Source organism: Kroppenstedtia sanguinis, from assembly GCF_050433445.1.
In the GTDB taxonomy this organism is placed as follows: domain Bacteria; phylum Bacillota; class Bacilli; order Thermoactinomycetales; family DSM-45169; genus Kroppenstedtia; species Kroppenstedtia sanguinis.
In genome coordinates this window covers 112265-128585 of record NZ_JBNPXF010000009.1, presented here as the reverse complement: position 1 = coordinate 128585, position 16321 = coordinate 112265, and the positions used below count along the sequence as shown (strand labels likewise).

The window sequence follows — 16321 nt, the reverse complement described above, 5'->3', positions numbered from 1 at the left end:
GCCATCCCGCCTATCTGTATCGTCCCCGCCCGCTGTATGAACGGGTGGAGCATACCCTGTATACGCTGAAGACCAAAGATGAGGTGGCCCGGTTGATGGAGGAGTTTAAAGCCCTTGTGCCACTGGAGTGGGTGATCGATTATTTACAGGATCGTCTGGGAGCGGATGCGGTACAGGAGATGGTGGATGGCAAAATCCTGGTTCGCTTCTATGACCGGGAGCTGACCAAAAGCAAAGTGAACACCCGGGAATTTCTGCGCACCTTTGAGAAAGATGTGGATCGGTTTTGTCAGGAAAAAGGGGTGACGTTGTATAAAGGGGAAGGATCTTAGTTGTTTGGGGACGAACGGGGACTTTGATCCTTGTTCGTCCTTTTTTTTCTGGAGAATTGCAACTCCGTATCACGGTGAAATATCGCCGGATTGATTGGGGAGGGTAAAAGTTATGGAAGAAATCGAGAGATGGCTGATGTATTCCTTTTGGGGTTCCTATTTGAAGGAAGATTATATGCAGGTCGGGTTGGATGTGACGGAAATCCTCATGAAGCACTGGGGTCAGGTGGAATGGCTAAGGGGAGCTTTATTTAGCTATGATGAGGGTTTGAAAGATGTCGGTTCCATTGAAAAGATCAGGGATGAGGTTTTGGGTGATCGAAATCGCTATGAAATATATGATGTTACATTCTTCAATCCTATGGTGTCCGATGAAATCTATGTGAATCGGCTGGATGTATATAAGAAAATGTTGAGAGTCGAAGAATATGATGATCTGAAATACTTTCAAACGGATGATCCTGCCTTGAATGAACGGAGAACGCAGGAGCTGTTGGAAGTATTCACTGATGTAGCCAGTCTGCCCGCCATAGAAGAATTGTGGATGTCGGATCGCTTAACTGCCTTCATGGGTCATCCTGCCTATCTGTATCGTCCCCGTCCGCTGTATGAACGGGTGGAGGATTCGCTTTATACACTGAAGACCAAAGACGAAGTGACCCGATTGGTGGAGGAGTTTAAAGCTCATGTGCCACTGGAGTGGGTGATGGACTATTTGCAGGATCGTCTGGGAGCGGATGCGGTACAGGAGATAACGGATGGCAAGATCCGGGTTCGTTTCTATGACCGGGAACTAACCCGAAGCAAGGTAAACACTCGGGAATTTCTGTGCACCTTTGAGAAAGATGTGGATCAGTTTTGTCGAGAAAAAGGGGTGACGTTGTATAAGGATAAAGGATCTTAGCTGTTTGGGGATGAACTACTAATTAGAGACCCTGCTCATCTTTTTTCGTCAAACTCAGTATGAGACAACTGTTTTCTCTCCAAATCCTATTTTTTAAAAGTTCGACACAATAAGTTCAAAATCGACATGAATTATTCAGTTCAACCTTTCAACGGATTTAAATTTCTTAAAGTTCCGTGCGAATAAGGATAAAAACCACTTTTGATAAACAAAAAATCTATAAAGTAACCGCTTTTCTTTTATCATCATCTGTTATATAATTTTGGAAAATGCCCTAGCCTAAGGGAGGAATAATAATGAAGCCACTTGGTTTGATTGAAGTCGGCGAAATCATCAGGAGAGTAAGAAAAGAAAGAGGACTAAGATTGGAGGATATTTCAGACGAAAATATTTCAACAGCAACAGTCAGTAATTTGGAACGAGGGGTTTCCCATGTTAAACAAGAGAAAATGTACTATCTCTTGGACAAGCTGGGGATATCAATCGACAAACTTCCAGAGCTCATCCTAGATCAGAAGAAAGAATTGGAACAAGATAAGTTCAACCTATTCACCATTGAATCACTCAGAGACAACGGCTTTTCTGAACATGCACTGGAAAAATTAAATCAAATGCAACTTGAAGACCAACATCCTCTAGCAGCTTACGCCTATCTGATCAAAGGCAAATGCTTTAACAGTCTGAAAAAGTGGAGACAAGCAGAAAGAGCATTTTTTGATGCGATTCGCTTGGATCAAATCCATACAACATACAGCAGTCGCAGTAATATTGAAGCTGCCAGCTTCACAGGTCTTTCCTTATGCAGTTATTACCAAAATAATCTGGAACAAGCGATCACCTACACGAACAGTGGATTGGATGCATTTGTCGATGAGGGAGAGCGGAGACAATACAAGTATGTACTTCTACAAAACAAAGCTATGTTTCTAGAGAAGATGGGTCGTCCAGTTGAAGCCCTTAAGGTGATTCAGGATTCCTGGGGATATATCCCTGAAATCGAGCAAGTGGAGGTCATCCTCGGTTTCTACTGGTTACGAGCCGAGCTACTCCGAAGGATTAAAGATTATGATACCGCATTGCAAATAGCCAAAGAAGGATTGGAAAAAGCACGCTTGACACATGAAAATGCCCGCAAATTCGATCTCTGGATTGTAACCGGAAGTACATATATGGCAATGAAGCGTTGGCCAGAAGCGGAATCTTGTTTTGAAGTAGCTTTGAAAATGGAAGAGAAGTTTCCGAATAAGGAAATAGTGTCCACAGCCTATACTCGTTTGGGTATACTTTATTTACAACAGGAAAGATGGGAAGAAGCCAGAGATTACATTCAAAAGGCTATCCATATCGGAGAAGAGTCACATGATATTCTTCGTCTTGTGTATGCTTTAATTACTATGGGATATTACCACAAACAACTGAAAGATTACCATGAGGCGATCAAACACTACAAGCAGGCTGCAGAATTAGCTCGAAAATATCAACTTAAAAATAAAGAATACATTGCACTCTTCGAACTAACTCAATGTTTGGAAAATAACGACGAGGAGGAATTTCTGGCAACACTTAGAAATATGTATAGAATACAGAAGGAGTTATATCAAAAGGAGGGCATTAAAATTGAAGAATTGGAGTAGGTTTCTTCTTAGTTTTGTATTCTTGTTTGCGATCACTTTCTTTTCCGCCCCATTTGACGCAGTCAATTCTAAAGGAATGGTTATTCATAGTGAATCTAACCGTAGTATACCCTCCGATGGATAGTTGGTCTGGAACCGGGAAAACCCCGGTTTTTTTGTTCTTTCTCGATCCACATAAAACCCATCTCCAATGAGATGGGTTCAAAGTATTTTTTCTGTCAATCCTCTTCAAACTCACATTCCCTAAACTTCAAAGTCCGGTTATTTTCCTTGACGGTTCGAACCACACAAAAAAACAGCCACCGTTTCCACCTTATCAGGTGGCGGTGACTGTTTTTTTGTGTGGTTAGTTTTCGTGGAAAACCGTCACATTGCGGCCAGCACCCAGTCCGGCGAGTAGCATGAGGAGGGTGATGATAAGGAAGGTGAGGATCGGCAGGGTCCAGGAGTGTGTAGTGTCATAAAGGAAACCGGTCAAAATGGGGCCGATGGCAGCCAGCAGATAACCAAAGGACTGGGCCATACCGGAGAGAGCGGCAGCCTGTTTTGCATGGTTGGCGCGTAGACTCAACATGGTGAGAGAGAGGCTGATACTCGCCCCCTGCCCCAAACCGATGGAGATCACAGAAAGGATGGCTATGGCGAGATTTCCACTGGCAAACAAGCCGAGCAAACCTACGAAGTACAGGATGCTGATCCCTCCTACAATCCCTCTCTGATGGGAGAAACGGTCTGCTAAGACCGGTGCGAGGAATGTGGCGGGAAGTCCGATAAACTGCACTCCGAACAACATCCAGCCAGCCATGGACCTGCTCATGCCTTGACTGCTCAAGATTTCCGGAAGCCAAGCGATCATGCAGTAAAAAAGAAAGGACTGCAACCCCATAAAAAAGCTGACTTGCCAAGCGAGTGGAGATCGCCACAAGGGCGTGGAGGTCGTATCTGATGACGGGAGGTCGGGAGGGTTCTTTTTCCCGAGCTGTGTCGCCCATAGGATCAGGGCGATCACCCCGATGATTCCCCATAGGACCAATGTCCTTCGCCAGCCTAGATGTAAACCTTGGGACAGGGGAATGCTGACCCCGGAAGCGATGGCGGCAAACAGACCCATGGAGGTGGAATAAATGCTGGTCATCATCCCTGTTTTTTCAGGGAAGCGATGTTTGACGATGCCAGGCAACAACACATTGTTGATGGCCACCCCGACCCCGATCAGGGCCGTTCCGGCAAAGACAGCGATGATGGGACCGCTGGAGCGGATCACGATCCCACAGGTAAGAATGAGTAACCCCAGAAACACTGTCTTTTCGTTCCCCAGGCGGTTTCCGATTTTTGGTGCCACCAAAGAGAAAATAGCAAAGCTGAGTACGGGAAGGGTGGTTAGCCATCCGGCCATTCCGTTAGAAATGCCTAGATCCTGACGGATATCGCCGACTAGTGGACCGACAGAAGTGATGGCAGGACGTAGATTAAAGGCGACCCAGATCATGCCGATAATAAAAAGGGCTGTTTTCCCTCTGAATATATTTTCTGTTGCAGTTAAAGAATGATTCGTCATATGAAGAACAACTCTCTTTCTGCCTACACGATTGCGTTGCTTTATGGTGTGAACTGATTCTTTTAGACTAAGGGTTTGCTGGTTGTACAGTCAAGAGCGCTGGTGAGAAAGGTTTTTTGGATCCCTAATCAGTAAAGAGATCCATAATCTCAGTTTCATAAGAGATCCTTCGTCATATTCTCCATCTAATAATATTGAGATTCATTCTCATTAATAGAGGCTATTTTAACAGGTTATAAAGATTCGTCAACTGGCGTACCAACTGCGAAAATAATTTTCTTAAAAACCGTCCCAGATCGATTGACATGTAGAGAATGTCGTGCAAAGATAAAAGTACAATATACTGTATATTGGAGAATTGCTTATGGACACATGGATCGAACGGATCTATACGAAAAACGGAAGAGTGGCACAACAGATTGCTGTCCAGTTGCTCCCTTTGAAAAAGGGGGAGAAGCTACCCCGTGTCGATGATTTTGTAAGGGCTTTCAACGCAGCCCGAGGAACCATTCAAGGCGGGCTCAGACTTTTGGAGGAAATGTCGGCGGTACGTTTGGAATCCAGAGGCCATCTGGGAACTTTCCTGGTGGACAAAGATCAGTCCCTGCTCTGGAAGATCGCCGATCGGGGTGCATTGGTGGCAGCGATGCCCCTTCCCTACTCCCGGAGATATGAAGGGTTGGCTACGGGATTGGTACAGAGTTTTGAAGAGATGAAGCTACCTTTTACCATCGCTTACATGCGTGGCGCGGATAGTCGGATTGATGCCCTGCGCTCCCGACGGATCGATTTTGCCATCGTTTCCCGGTGGGCCGCGGAACAAGCCTGCCGTCAGTATGACGACCTTTCCCTATACAAACTCCTGGGTGAGAAAACCTATGTGGGACGTCATGGCGTATTATTTGCAGATCAGACCCAAACACAAATCGAACCGGGGATGCGGATCGGCATCGATCCTTCCTCTCCAGACCAGCGGGACCTCACCTATGCGGAATGCGAGGGATTGGATGTTCACTGGGTGGAGGTCAACTATATGCAACTGTTTAATCAGTTGGAAAGCGGGCAAATTGATGTGGCCATCTGGAATCTGGATGAAACAGCAGATGGATCTCGGTGGGGAAAAGGCCAATTTCAAAAAGAACATGCCCAAAATATGAGTCGTTCCCTCTCAGAAGCTACCTTGCTGGTCCGGAAGCAGGGTAAAGAAGTGGCGGAAGTATTGGATGCGCTTTCTATACAAAAGATAAACCAGATTCAGGAGGAAGTATTGCAGGGTCACAGAATCCCACATTATTGAGGGGGAGGAGCGGCATGCTACCTGAAGAAGTGAAAGAACGCTTGGATTTACTCGTCAACAGCAAGCAAATTGAACCCGATACTCACCAAAAAGTGTGGGAATCCCTGAGCCGATTGGAAAGGCAGGGAGACTTAGATCCCGCCAGCGAAAGCATTGGACCCTTCACAAACCATTTGGCCGTCGCTGCTGAACGGATTTCCAAGGGGGAGCCCATCATCGAAGGTAATGAGCAAGTCCGTGAGGTGGTCAGAGACCACCCTGAATTACAGCGAGAAGCGGAAAAGCTCCTACGTCGATGTATTCGGGATTCAGGGGCAGAAATACCTTCCGCAGAAACCGGCTTTGTCACTTTGTACTTATCACTCTTACGCAAACAACCCGAAGTGGATTGATGTCAGGTTTCCATACAAAATGGAGGGATGCTTCGTGATTCGCATAGTGATCGGTGGTTTACAAAAGGATCTGATCAAAAAGCAGGTGGAGGAAACTGGAGGGGATCGTGTTGAAGCGGTAATTACCTCTGATTTCGAAGGGGCCAAAAAAGTGAAGGCGGGACAGGCAGATTACTATGTGGGCGCCTGTAACAGTGGCGGGGGTGCAGCCCTTTCCGTGGCCATCGGCCTCCTGGGTTATAACCGATGCGCTACCATCGCCAAAGCCGGTGGTCGACCGGATCCTCAAGAGATCGAAAAGCGGGTGCAGGAAGGAAAAATCGCCTTTGGCATGTCTGTGGAAGCCATCGAGAGTACAGTCCCTATTCTAGTTCGAAGTCTGCTGGAGCATTCGGATAAATAATCTGGAGGAGGAACCTCTCTCATGGAATTCTCCCTGTTGAAACTGATTTTGGTAGCCTTGTTGACGGCCAGTACGGCTCTTCTCTCTTACTACGGGCGGGCGGTTTTTCACGATGGAATTCGTCCCATCATGCCTGAATTTATCGAGGGGAGAATGAAACGTCCCGAACTGGCTTCCATCTCCTTTGGATTGAGTGTGGGTTTTATCGCTTCTGTAGGAATCACCTTCACTTTGTCTACCAAATTGCTCAATCCCTGGTTGTTATTTTTGCCCACGGATATCCTAGGCGTGTTGGCCACTCGCGCTTGGATGGCCGCGCTGTTCGGAGGCGCTTGGGGTGTGGCAGTCGTTTCGGGATTGACGGCTGTGCAATCCGCCTTCGGGTTCTTTCCCATCGACTTTCTCGGGGCCTTGGGAGAACTGAGCTCGCCTGTGCTGGCAGGATTCGCCCTCTTCCCGGTCTTGGCCATTGCTTACCAATTCGGTTGGAAAAAGGCGACTTTCTCCGCGGCTCTGGTTCTGCTGGTACGACAACTGGTGGAGCTGGGCTGGATCCTGCCCAAAGACTTTCAACTCCTTCCGGAAGCCGGTCAGCTGTTCGTCGGAACCCTTTTGCTGGTGATATTCGCCTTGATGAAAGACCGGGGGGAGACCTCCTCTATTCCTGAAGGTGAATCCCTGTTTGAAGAACGGACCCAACGGATCCGCAAGGGTCTTCCCTTCTTTGCCGTCACCGGCGCCTTGATCGCTGTCATTGCCAACCTGGGCTACTTTGCAGGTTCTGAAGTTTCGATCTTTACTTTGAAAGAAGCCTACAACGCTACGGATCCAGCTCAGACCCAGTCATTGATCCAGCAGGCGGCACTGGCGGATTTCCTGCGCGGGATCGGGTTTGTGCCACTGATCGTAACGACTGCACTGACTACAGGGGTATACGGTGTGGTCGGACTCACCTTTATTTTCCCTATGGCCTATCTCGCGCCCAATGCGGTCGTGGCCGCCATCGGAGGCGCCCTGATCATCTCTTTGGAGGTTTTGCTCCTGTCTCGGCTCGGAAAGGTCTTGGAACGATTTCCTTCCTTGCGGGAAGCTTCGGACAGCATCCGCACGGCGATCTCCAATGTGATGGAAATCGCCTTGCTGCTGGGGTCGGTGCTGGCTGTGCTCAAGATGGGAGAATTCACCGGGTTCAGCATCTTCGTTGCCCTCTATGCTTTGAATGAGGCAGTGGGTCGACCGGTGATCCGGCTGGCCGCCTCTCCTCTAGCCGCTATTTTGACTGGATTGATCTTAAATCTGCTCTACGTTTTGCAACTGTTTACGCCGGCTACCGGCTGATCTATGGGGAGGAATGACACGATGTCTCACGCCATCCGAACGGTTACTGGAGATATTTCTCCGCAGACAATGGGGCCCACCCTGATTCATGAACACGTCGTATTGGATCTCTCCCGGATCCGGAATGACACGGATGCCATACTGGCGGACTCCGACCCACTGAACCGGGAGTTGCAAAATCTCCGCGCGGCGGGTTGCGGCGGAATCGTGGAAGTGACCAACCGGGGAATGGGCAGGGATGTCCAGTCCCTGGCTACACTTTCCCAGCGACACGGGATTCCGATCGTGGCTGCCACCGGTTATTATAAGCAGTCTTATTACACAGAAGAGGTTTTTCAAAAAACCACAGAAGAGCTGACCGAAAGGTTTGTAAAAGAACTGACGGTGGAAGTGGAGGACACCGGCATTCGCGCTGGGATCATCTCCGAAATTGGTAGCAGTCTGCATGAGATCACACCGGATGAATACAAAGTGTTCCAAGCTGCGATCCAGGCGCAGAGAAAAACCGGCGCTCCTCTGAGTACCCATTGTGAACTGGGCACCATGGGTTCTGAACAGCTGACCCTCTTTTCCCAGGGGGATCTGGATCTTTCCAAAGTCTCTATCGGTCATCAGGATCTGAACGGAGACCGCCAAGAATATGAAGCTCTGCTCCGAGCAGGCGTCTACATCCAGTTTGACACCATCGGAAAAAACGCTTACCGACCTGATGAAGAGCGGTTGGATGACTTGTTGTGGATCCTGGATAAAGGCTACGAAAAACAGATCATGCTATCCACAGATATTACGAAAAAGTCCTACCTGAAGGTGAATGGGGGCTTCGGTTATGAACACTTGTTTACCCGTTTCCTGCCCCAGTTGAAGGAAAGGGGCGTTCACCAAAGAGAAATCGATACGATCATGGTGGACAACCCTCGACGCTTTCTGTCATTTGATGTGAATAAACAAGCCCACTGAGTCAATTGTTTGCCGGAATCGGCTCTATGTTAGTAGGCGGCATGGGAATGTTGCAGTAAAAGCTGAGCGGTTGGTTAATTAACTAGAAAATGGGGAGAAGGGAGTTGTGTTCCTGTTTTCTGGTGAATCGACAGCCCTAGTGCTGTTTAGTTTCTGAGGAGGCGTAACATGGGATCCGCAAATTTGGACACAATGACGCTAGATGAAGCAAAGAATATGCAATTCCGACTGACGGAAGCGATTGCTGCGATATTCCGCGGTAATGAATTTTTAAACCTTGGAGACCTGGGGGTGGTACCTGGTAAGGGCAGGCCTTTACAAACGGAGAAAGTGGAGGAGGTTTTGGCTCGATTTTTCGGCACTCAAGCCTGTGCTCTGGTGAGAGGGGCCGGCACAGGCGCCATTCGCTCGATATTGGCGGTCTTGACCGAACCGGGAGACTCCATGATGGTACACACCAGCCCGATGTACTCCACAACCAAGGAAACGGTTCGGATGATGGGGTTGCTTCCCCAGGCTGTGGATTACAACGATACCGAGGCATTGAGGCACGCTCTGAACGAACAGAGGGATTGTAAAGTATTTTACGTGCAACATTCCCGACAACACCCGGAAGATACCTACCAACTGGATTCTGTGATCCAATTGCTCCGCCATTCTCGTCCCGATCTGCCCATCGTGGTGGATGATAATTATACCGCCTTGAAATTGCGCAAAATTGGGGTTGAACTGGGAGCTTCCTTTTCCTGTTTTTCTGGATTCAAACTGTTGGGTCCTCCCGGGATCGGGATCGTCGTGGGGGAGAAAAAGCCCATCGACATTCTCAAGAAACGTAATTATTCCGGTGGCGGACAGGTTCAGGGGTTTGAAGCAATGGAGCTGCTCCGCTCCCTGGTTATGGCCCCAGTGGCCATTGCGGTTCAGACGGAGCAGGTGGATTATTTATGCCAGGGATTGAACAGGGGGGAAGTCCCGTTGGTATCCAAAGCGTATATCACCTATTCCCAATCGAAAAATGTCATTCTGGAACTGGAGAAACCCATCGCCCCCCAGGTCATCGCCGCCAGCGAAAAATATGGCGCTGCGATCTATCCTGTAGGTGCCGAGTCCCGATACGAGGTGCTTCCCATGATCTACCGCCCGTCGGGCACCTTTTTGGCAAGCCGCCCGGAACTGGCGCAAACAGGTATTCGCCTCAATCCTATGCGAGCAGGAGCGAAGCTGACCCTAGAAATTCTGCGGAAGGCAGTCGCCGATGTGACTGGGGAGCGGGCTTGATATGTTTCTGTCCACCACTCTCTCCCAAAACCCCCGATTGGCGGAGTATGCGGTTGATCTCCACCAAAAGGGAATCATTCGTCCCAATACCTACGTTCTCGATCTGGATACCATCAGCGAAAATGCGGCCAAACTGGCTGAAACTGCTCGAAACCATGGAATCAAGCTTTATATGATGACTAAACAGGTGGGGCGCAATCCAAAGGTGGCACAAGCCGTTGCCGACTCCATTCCCAGTGCGGTTGCAGTCGATCCTTGGGAAGCGCTCCATCTGGCACGAGCCGGGATTCCACTGGGACATGTGGGACATTTAGTGCAGATTCCCTCGTCCATGGTGGAAGCGATACTCGATTACCAGCCGGAAGTGATCACGGTTTTCTCCTTGGCCAAAGCGCGGGAAATATCTAAGGTGGCTCGTGCTCGCCACTATCAGCAAGATCTGTTGTTGAAGGTGACAGGGGAGGGGGATCTCGTCTATGAAGGGCAATGGGGAGGGTTTCGGGAAGAAGAGTGGATCTCGGCGGCCCGAGAAATCGAAGGGATGCCTGGGGTGCGGATCGCCGGGGTCACTGCCTTTCCCTGTCTGCTTTATGACGGAAAAGAGATCGCCCCCACGCCCAATTTTCAAACCCTGGTCCGTGCCGCGCGCACTCTGGAAGAGGCATTGGATCGCCCACTGGATCAAATGAACGCTCCCAGTGCCACCGCTTGTGCCAGTCTTTCGTTACTAAAATCCATGGGAGCGACCCATGGGGAACCGGGGCACGCTCTGACGGGGACCACTCCCTTACACGAGCACCCTGGTCAACCGGAGCAACCTGCCATCGTCTATATCAGCGAGGTTTCCCACCGAGAGGGGGACATCGCTTATGCCTACGGCGGGGGTCACTACCGTCGCTCCCGGATGAGACAGGCCCTGATCGGGCGCAACTTGGACGAGATGATGAACCGGAAAGTTCCCATACTGGAATTGTCACCGGAAGTCATCGATTATACCATCGGACTCCGTGTGGGAGAGATGCCGGTGGAAGTGGGGGAAACCGTCTTGTTCGCTTTTCGGACCCAGATTTTTGTCACCCGCAGCGAAGTCGCTGTGGTATCGGGGTTACAAGCAGAAAAACCCCAGATCCAGGGGATCTATAATCACCTGGGAGAGTCACTTTGTTGAGAGGAGGTCGATGAGATGAAAAAACGGGCGATCTTACTAATATTGGACAGCTTGGGAGTCGGAGCGATGGATGATGTGCCTAAGGTGCGCCCCCGTGACGTAGGGGCCAATACCTTTCGCCATATCCTGGATCAGGCGGAACAGATCGAGATCCCCAATCTGGAGAAATTGGGGATCAACCAACTGCTGAACCACCCTCGCCTCCAGAAACAACCTCCCTTGGCTAGCTGGGGTACCCTGAACTTACAACATGAGGGGGCGGACAGCTATGCGGGTCACCAGGAAATCATGGGAACCCGACCTCGAAAACCGGTGCGGGAACCCTTTGTAAATGTTCTCCCTCGTGTACAAAAGAGATTGGAAGAGAGTGGCTACGAGGTGGAGGTCCCGAACCCGGAACTCCCCTACCTGTGGGTGCAACCTGGAGTGGTCATCGGGGACAATATCGAAACGGACTATGGACAGATTTACAACGTTTCCGCCGCCTTGGACGAGATTCCCTTCTCAGAGGTGCTCAAAATTGGGGAAGTCGTCCGGGGAGAAGTGCAGGTGAATCGTGTGATCGCCTTGGGGGGAGAAGGGATCTCCCCTGAAAATCTTCGAAAGAGCGTCGAACGGCGGGAGGACGGCCTGATCGGTCTCAACTCCCCGAAATCAGGTGTGTACAGGAAAAATTATCAAGCCCGCCACCTCGGCTATGGTGTCGATCCGGAGAAACAGCTCCCCACTATCCTAGTTCGAGGGGGCTGGCCTGTACACCTGATCGGGAAAATGCAGGATGTGATCGAATGTGAAGGGGCAGAAACTCTTCCCGGTGTGGAAACGGATCAAGTGATGCGCGGTGTGAGAAATGGCTTCAGCCAACTTCAGCGGGGACTGATCGCCGCCACGGTTCAGGAAACCGACTTGGCAGGTCATGCAGAGGATGTTAACCGCTATGCTGGAAAAATCATGGAGGTGGACCGACATTTGGGTCTTCTTCTGGAGCAAATGGGAGAAGAGGATTTGCTTCTGATCAGCGCCGATCACGGCAATGATCCTACCGCCGGTCACAGTCAACACACTCGGGAAAAAACGTTTATTCTGGCGTACCAACCCAAGTCGCCTGCCACCTTCCTGGGTCATCGGTCCACCCTGTCCGATATCGCTGCCACCCTATCTCAGTTCTTTCGCGTTCCCCCACCGGAAAACGGAACGGGATTTTATCAAGAGGGATGAATCTTCAGGCGCGTGGATTAGCTGTGTTGTGGGGGGGAAGCTTGTGTGATACCCCACTGATGCCATCCCGAAGGAAGTGGAGAAGGGTCGCTCCGAAGCTTCCGATTGGGCAGGGGCAAAGCCGGGACGGGGGCAACACAACTGTGGGAGGAAAGAATCTCTGCCGCAAATCTTGTTAACCATCACTGCGAATAGCCCTTTATTTGCAGGTAGGAATGAAATCGTGATGTACATTAGGGGGGACTGATCTGGGGATGTATGTTTGGATGGTTACATAGACGGACAGGAGGGAGAAAACCATGAGACCCTATTCGATCGCATTGATTCCAGGGGACGGAATCGGGGTGGATGTGATCCGAGAAGGAACCAAAGTGTTGGATACGATCGCAGACCTCGACGGCTCCTTAGCTTTTAACTATCGAGAGTTTGACTGGAGCTGTGAGTACTATCTCCGGCATGGGAAAATGATGCCGGAAGACGGGCTGGAGATCCTGCAAAGCTTTGATACCATTTACCTGGGGGCTGTCGGCTATCCTGGCGTGCCGGATCATGTTTCCCTGTGGGGGCTGCTGTTACCGATTCGCCGTACTTTTCAGCAGTACATCAATCTTCGGCCAGTGAAGCTACTCCGTGGCATTCGCTCTCCTCTCGCTGGGCGCAGTGCGGAGGATCTCGACTTCCTGGTGATCCGGGAGAACAACGAAGGGGAGTATTCCAACATGGGTGGCCGCATGTACGAGGGGACTGAGCAGGATATGGCCATCCAGAATACCGTCTTCACCCGGACCGGTGTGGAGCGGGTGCTGCGCTATGCTTTCCAGATAGTCCAAGAACAGGGGAAGCGCAAGCGACTGACTGCAGCCACTAAATCCAACGGGATCAACTACACGATGCCCTTCTGGGACGAATATGTGCACAAGATTCAGCAGGAGTTTCCTGAAGTCGACACTCGGCTCGTTCATATCGACGCTCTGTCTGCCTTTTTTGTCACTCAACCGGATACCTTTGATGTGGTGGTGGCCTCCAACTTATTCGGAGATATCTTGACCGATTTGGGGGCGGCTCTGGTGGGTGGAATGGGCATCGCTCCATCGGCCAACATCCACCCGGAGAAAAAATATCCGTCCATGTTTGAGCCTGTTCACGGTTCAGCTCCAGACATTGCCGGCAAAGGCATCGCCAATCCCGTAGCCGCCATTTGGTGTGCTTCCATGATGTTGGAGCATCTCGGGGAGACTGCTGCGGCAGCAGCGATCCTGGATGCGCTCCAAGACGTTTTGGAAGAGGGTCAACAAGTGACGCCAGATCTCGGCGGAGGCGCACGGACGGAAGAAATGGGAGATGCGGTGTGCGACAAACTGAAGGAAAAGTTGGGCTGATCCCATCGGATCGATACCGTAAATAAATTAAGCAAACAATAAAGTTGCGGGTTGGCGTCTGTGTTTCGCAGACGCCAACTTTTTTGAAGAATTCTGGAGGGGGTTACCGCCAAGGATCTGAATCGTGGGAAGGGTTCAACCACAGGATCCTTTCCGTCTTTGGCTCCAAATATGGATGAGGTCAGGTGAGTAAAACATGTCGAAGAAGAACCGGGCGGCTACTTCTGAACCGTACTAGAAACCGGATGTGGGTATGGATCCTGCTCTGTGTTCTGATCTTTATTTATTTCAACAACAGCTCCATATATTGATCCGCCGCTTCCTGCCCGTTTTTCTTCACCCAGGGCATCGCCTGTGTACCGTCGCCGGAGACACCGGGGATCATTTGTTGAAATGATTTGCCCAAAGCAGGGGTACCGTCGATGATCGCCCCGGCATAGGGGATGAGCAGGCCGATCATGCCCGCAAGGGTGGCACTTCTCCAATCCAATTTCCGGTCTCTCAACCAGTCAAAGGTAGACTGATCCGCCACCCCACCACTGCCACCACCGATGATCTTAGGCAACCACTTTTGCAGGAAAGGATTTAGTGTGGATTGGGCTAATTTGGCTCCTGCATATCGGGTTACCCCGGCGAACACCCCATAACCGAAGACTCCTGCGAATCCACCAATCCCCATATCCCGCAGAATGGTGTCTGAGTCGTTTCCCTGAAGCCACGACACTCCGCCGGAAATGGCTCCGCTGACCAACATCGTTCCCCCAAGGGGAGGGGAGACGAAGAGAGCAATGATGGTTGCAGCTAAACCGATAGTAAATTCGGGATGATCCATTCCAAAACTGACCCACTCATAAAACGGATCCACCCCGGTGATGGCACCCATCAGCTTGGAAAAGCCTATCAAACCTTTTAGTTGGGGAAGGGTTCCCATCTGATCATACCCAATCCGCTTCCCGACATAGTTTGCAATGCATTCCGAATCGCTTCCACAATGTTTACGTGCTTCCTCGAAAAGCCTTTTTATACGTTCTTCACGCAACTGCTTTTTCTTTTCTTCACTAGGGCCAGAAAGTAACTCTCCCCCTTTTTTCTTGATACAATCCCAACTGAGCGCACATTCATACCAAGAAGGATCGCTTTTTTCTGGCTTTACTGGAGGCGTGGATTCGGGCTTCGTATGTAATGGAATAGGGCTGAACTCATCTTCGGGAGGATCGGGCTTTTCGGGCTTAGGGTCTTCTTTGGCCATGTATTTCCCGGCCTTACAGGAAGGTTCTCCGTTTTCATCATAAAGGAAGGGAAAATGACTTGTCGTAAGGATGCCTGCACGGGCTCACTTTTCACAATGCCAACCACAATTCCCGCCAACATCGTAGCGGCTACCATCACAAACACATATTCAACAGTGGGGGAACCTCTTTTGGATCGGATTCCCCGAAAGAGCCAACGTAAAAGATCCAATCAACCCGCCTCCTATTTTGGAAGATTGTTGGTTAATTGGATGATAGATTATCTTGACTTTTCTAAACAATAGGTCTTTGGTTGTAAAAAGAAAAAATCCAGTGATAGCTGGATTGTGGAAGTTTTATGGAGTTAGTGTAGTCACCAAAGGAGACTCTGACCTTAAACGGTAGTATCAATGAGTCACATGACACCAGGCGTGTTGATTCGCCCTATTTTAGGAAGGAAATAAGGTCGGGGGTGGGACGGTGGAGAGCCTTTGCACCCATAGGGCACAAGTCTCGCCAGGGTCGCTTTCCGCTCCCGGGTCTCGCTATGCGTTCTTTGCAAGAGATCGGAGCCGTCCTACCCTCCCCGTCCCCTTAAGCAACATTTACGATGGGGGTAATGGGAAGAGCGAAAGGTCAATTTTGTTTCCCGCCACCCATTTCCTGGATAATCAACATCTTGAGGAAAAGTAGATGTACTCTTATTAGTCCAACAAAAGGTATAAACTTGACTTCAGGGAAAGGCATCTACAAAGAACAGTTTGTCTCGGGACAAAGCTATCCCCCGCAACAAATGTTTCACCCGCTAAGTCCCAGTGATTATCTACAAGCACTGATTCACCATTCTACATGGCAGTTGGAAAAGAGGTTTCAGGACAGGGCTGTTGATTAACCAGAAAATGGGCGGCGGAAGGGAGTCGTGTGCTGCCAAAGCGACCTTTGTGCCACAGGCACTACAATCCAAAGGAGCTGAAGCTCTAGATTAAGGGTTGCCATCCTACCCAGCGGAGAAGTCTTACGAGAGGGCGTTTAGGGGCAACATTCTTCCCTGTGTTGCTTCCGTAAGGCTTTGCCCCTGCCCGATCGGAAGATTTGGAGCGGCCAGTTTTCACTTCCTTGCCGGATGGCAACGGTCGCGTGGGTGAACACGATCTCCCCATCCAAAATATAGCTAATCAACACGCCTGGTTTCAGGAACTTGCGGATCAGGGGAGGTATAATCTGTTTTTGGATT

At 50.0% G+C, this 16321-nt stretch carries 14 protein-coding genes and 1 pseudogene; 12 read left to right on the top strand and 3 right to left on the bottom strand.

The window, feature by feature from the left end:
• From JOD24_RS07730 to JOD24_RS07720, 3 genes and pseudogenes are all read left to right on the top strand, one after another.
• Window positions 1–332 (top strand): annotated as a pseudogene (locus JOD24_RS07730) (hypothetical protein); the annotation flags it as partial.
• Between the two features lie 112 nt (window positions 333–444).
• Window positions 445–1236, top strand: a complete 792-nt coding sequence (locus JOD24_RS07725) for a hypothetical protein (RefSeq protein ID WP_429246695.1) — start codon at window positions 445–447, stop codon at window positions 1234–1236.
• A gap of 296 nt (window positions 1237–1532) precedes the next feature.
• The gene (locus tag JOD24_RS07720) at window positions 1533–2870 is read left to right on the top strand and encodes a helix-turn-helix domain-containing protein (protein ID WP_380167555.1); all 1338 of its coding nucleotides are present in this window, start codon (window positions 1533–1535) and stop codon (window positions 2868–2870) included.
• Between the two features lie 346 nt (window positions 2871–3216).
• Here JOD24_RS07720 and JOD24_RS07715 read toward each other — a convergent pair whose 3' ends face one another.
• Entirely contained in the window at window positions 3217–4428 is a 1212-nt protein-coding gene (locus JOD24_RS07715; RefSeq protein WP_380167553.1) for a CynX/NimT family MFS transporter, read from the bottom strand.
• A 364-nt stretch (window positions 4429–4792) separates the two neighbouring features.
• Between JOD24_RS07715 and yhfZ the strand changes: the two genes are divergently transcribed.
• From yhfZ to JOD24_RS07670, 9 genes are all read left to right on the top strand, one after another.
• Window positions 4793–5725, top strand: a complete 933-nt coding sequence (yhfZ, locus tag JOD24_RS07710) for a GntR family transcriptional regulator YhfZ (RefSeq protein ID WP_380167551.1) — start codon at window positions 4793–4795, stop codon at window positions 5723–5725.
• 14 nt (window positions 5726–5739) lie between these two features.
• The gene (locus tag JOD24_RS07705) at window positions 5740–6117 is read left to right on the top strand and encodes a PRD domain-containing protein (RefSeq protein WP_429246694.1); all 378 of its coding nucleotides are present in this window, start codon (window positions 5740–5742) and stop codon (window positions 6115–6117) included.
• Between the two features lie 34 nt (window positions 6118–6151).
• Entirely contained in the window at window positions 6152–6520 is a 369-nt protein-coding gene (locus JOD24_RS07700; protein ID WP_429246693.1) for a DUF2620 domain-containing protein, read from the top strand.
• Window positions 6521–6541: 21 nt separating this feature from the next.
• Window positions 6542–7858 carry a YhfT family protein gene (locus JOD24_RS07695; protein WP_380167545.1) on the top strand — a complete coding sequence of 439 codons (1317 nt, stop codon included), beginning with the start codon at window positions 6542–6544 and terminating at the stop codon, window positions 7856–7858.
• Window positions 7859–7879: 21 nt separating this feature from the next.
• On the top strand, window positions 7880–8815 hold the full coding sequence (locus JOD24_RS07690) for a phosphotriesterase family protein (RefSeq protein ID WP_429246692.1): 936 nt from the start codon (window positions 7880–7882) through the stop codon (window positions 8813–8815).
• A gap of 168 nt (window positions 8816–8983) precedes the next feature.
• Complete coding sequence (locus JOD24_RS07685; RefSeq protein WP_380167541.1) at window positions 8984–10093, top strand: aminotransferase class V-fold PLP-dependent enzyme; 1110 nt, start codon at window positions 8984–8986, stop codon at window positions 10091–10093.
• Window position 10094: 1 nt separating this feature from the next.
• Window positions 10095–11261 (top strand): alanine racemase, encoded by a 1167-nt coding sequence (locus JOD24_RS07680; protein WP_429246691.1) that lies wholly within the window; start codon window positions 10095–10097, stop codon window positions 11259–11261.
• 15 nt (window positions 11262–11276) lie between these two features.
• A complete protein-coding gene (locus JOD24_RS07675; protein WP_429246690.1) occupies window positions 11277–12479 on the top strand; it encodes a phosphopentomutase in 1203 nt (400 codons plus the stop codon).
• A 299-nt stretch (window positions 12480–12778) separates the two neighbouring features.
• Window positions 12779–13858, top strand: a complete 1080-nt coding sequence (locus JOD24_RS07670) for a tartrate dehydrogenase (protein WP_380167535.1) — start codon at window positions 12779–12781, stop codon at window positions 13856–13858.
• A 283-nt stretch (window positions 13859–14141) separates the two neighbouring features.
• Here JOD24_RS07670 and JOD24_RS07665 read toward each other — a convergent pair whose 3' ends face one another.
• Both JOD24_RS07665 and JOD24_RS07660 read right to left on the bottom strand, forming a co-directional pair.
• Complete coding sequence (locus JOD24_RS07665) at window positions 14142–15107, bottom strand: hypothetical protein (RefSeq protein ID WP_429246697.1); 966 nt, start codon at window positions 15105–15107, stop codon at window positions 14142–14144.
• Entirely contained in the window at window positions 15008–15319 is a 312-nt protein-coding gene (locus JOD24_RS07660) for a DUF4244 domain-containing protein (protein WP_429246689.1), read from the bottom strand. The genes JOD24_RS07665 and JOD24_RS07660 overlap by 100 nt, the downstream gene beginning before the upstream one ends.
• Window positions 15320–16321: the final 1002 nt, after the last annotated feature.

What these genes read in the sequence shown, in the direction of transcription:
- JOD24_RS07705 (WP_429246694.1), top strand. Translation starts at nt 5,740, where the DNA reads ATGCTACCTGAAGAAGTGAAAGAACGCTTGGATTTACTCGTCAACAGC.
- JOD24_RS07725 (WP_429246695.1), top strand. Translation starts at nt 445, where the DNA reads ATGGAAGAAATCGAGAGATGGCTGATGTATTCCTTTTGGGGTTCCTAT.
- JOD24_RS07720 (WP_380167555.1), top strand. Translation starts at nt 1,533, where the DNA reads ATGAAGCCACTTGGTTTGATTGAAGTCGGCGAAATCATCAGGAGAGTA.
- JOD24_RS07670 (WP_380167535.1), top strand. Translation starts at nt 12,779, where the DNA reads ATGAGACCCTATTCGATCGCATTGATTCCAGGGGACGGAATCGGGGTG.
- JOD24_RS07680 (WP_429246691.1), top strand. Translation starts at nt 10,095, where the DNA reads ATGTTTCTGTCCACCACTCTCTCCCAAAACCCCCGATTGGCGGAGTAT.
- JOD24_RS07665 (WP_429246697.1), bottom strand. Translation starts at nt 15,107, where the DNA reads ATGGCCAAAGAAGACCCTAAGCCCGAAAAGCCCGATCCTCCCGAAGAT.
- yhfZ (WP_380167551.1), top strand. Translation starts at nt 4,793, where the DNA reads ATGGACACATGGATCGAACGGATCTATACGAAAAACGGAAGAGTGGCA.
- JOD24_RS07685 (WP_380167541.1), top strand. Translation starts at nt 8,984, where the DNA reads ATGGGATCCGCAAATTTGGACACAATGACGCTAGATGAAGCAAAGAAT.
- JOD24_RS07690 (WP_429246692.1), top strand. Translation starts at nt 7,880, where the DNA reads ATGTCTCACGCCATCCGAACGGTTACTGGAGATATTTCTCCGCAGACA.
- JOD24_RS07715 (WP_380167553.1), bottom strand. Translation starts at nt 4,428, where the DNA reads ATGACGAATCATTCTTTAACTGCAACAGAAAATATATTCAGAGGGAAA.
- JOD24_RS07695 (WP_380167545.1), top strand. Translation starts at nt 6,542, where the DNA reads ATGGAATTCTCCCTGTTGAAACTGATTTTGGTAGCCTTGTTGACGGCC.
- JOD24_RS07675 (WP_429246690.1), top strand. Translation starts at nt 11,277, where the DNA reads ATGAAAAAACGGGCGATCTTACTAATATTGGACAGCTTGGGAGTCGGA.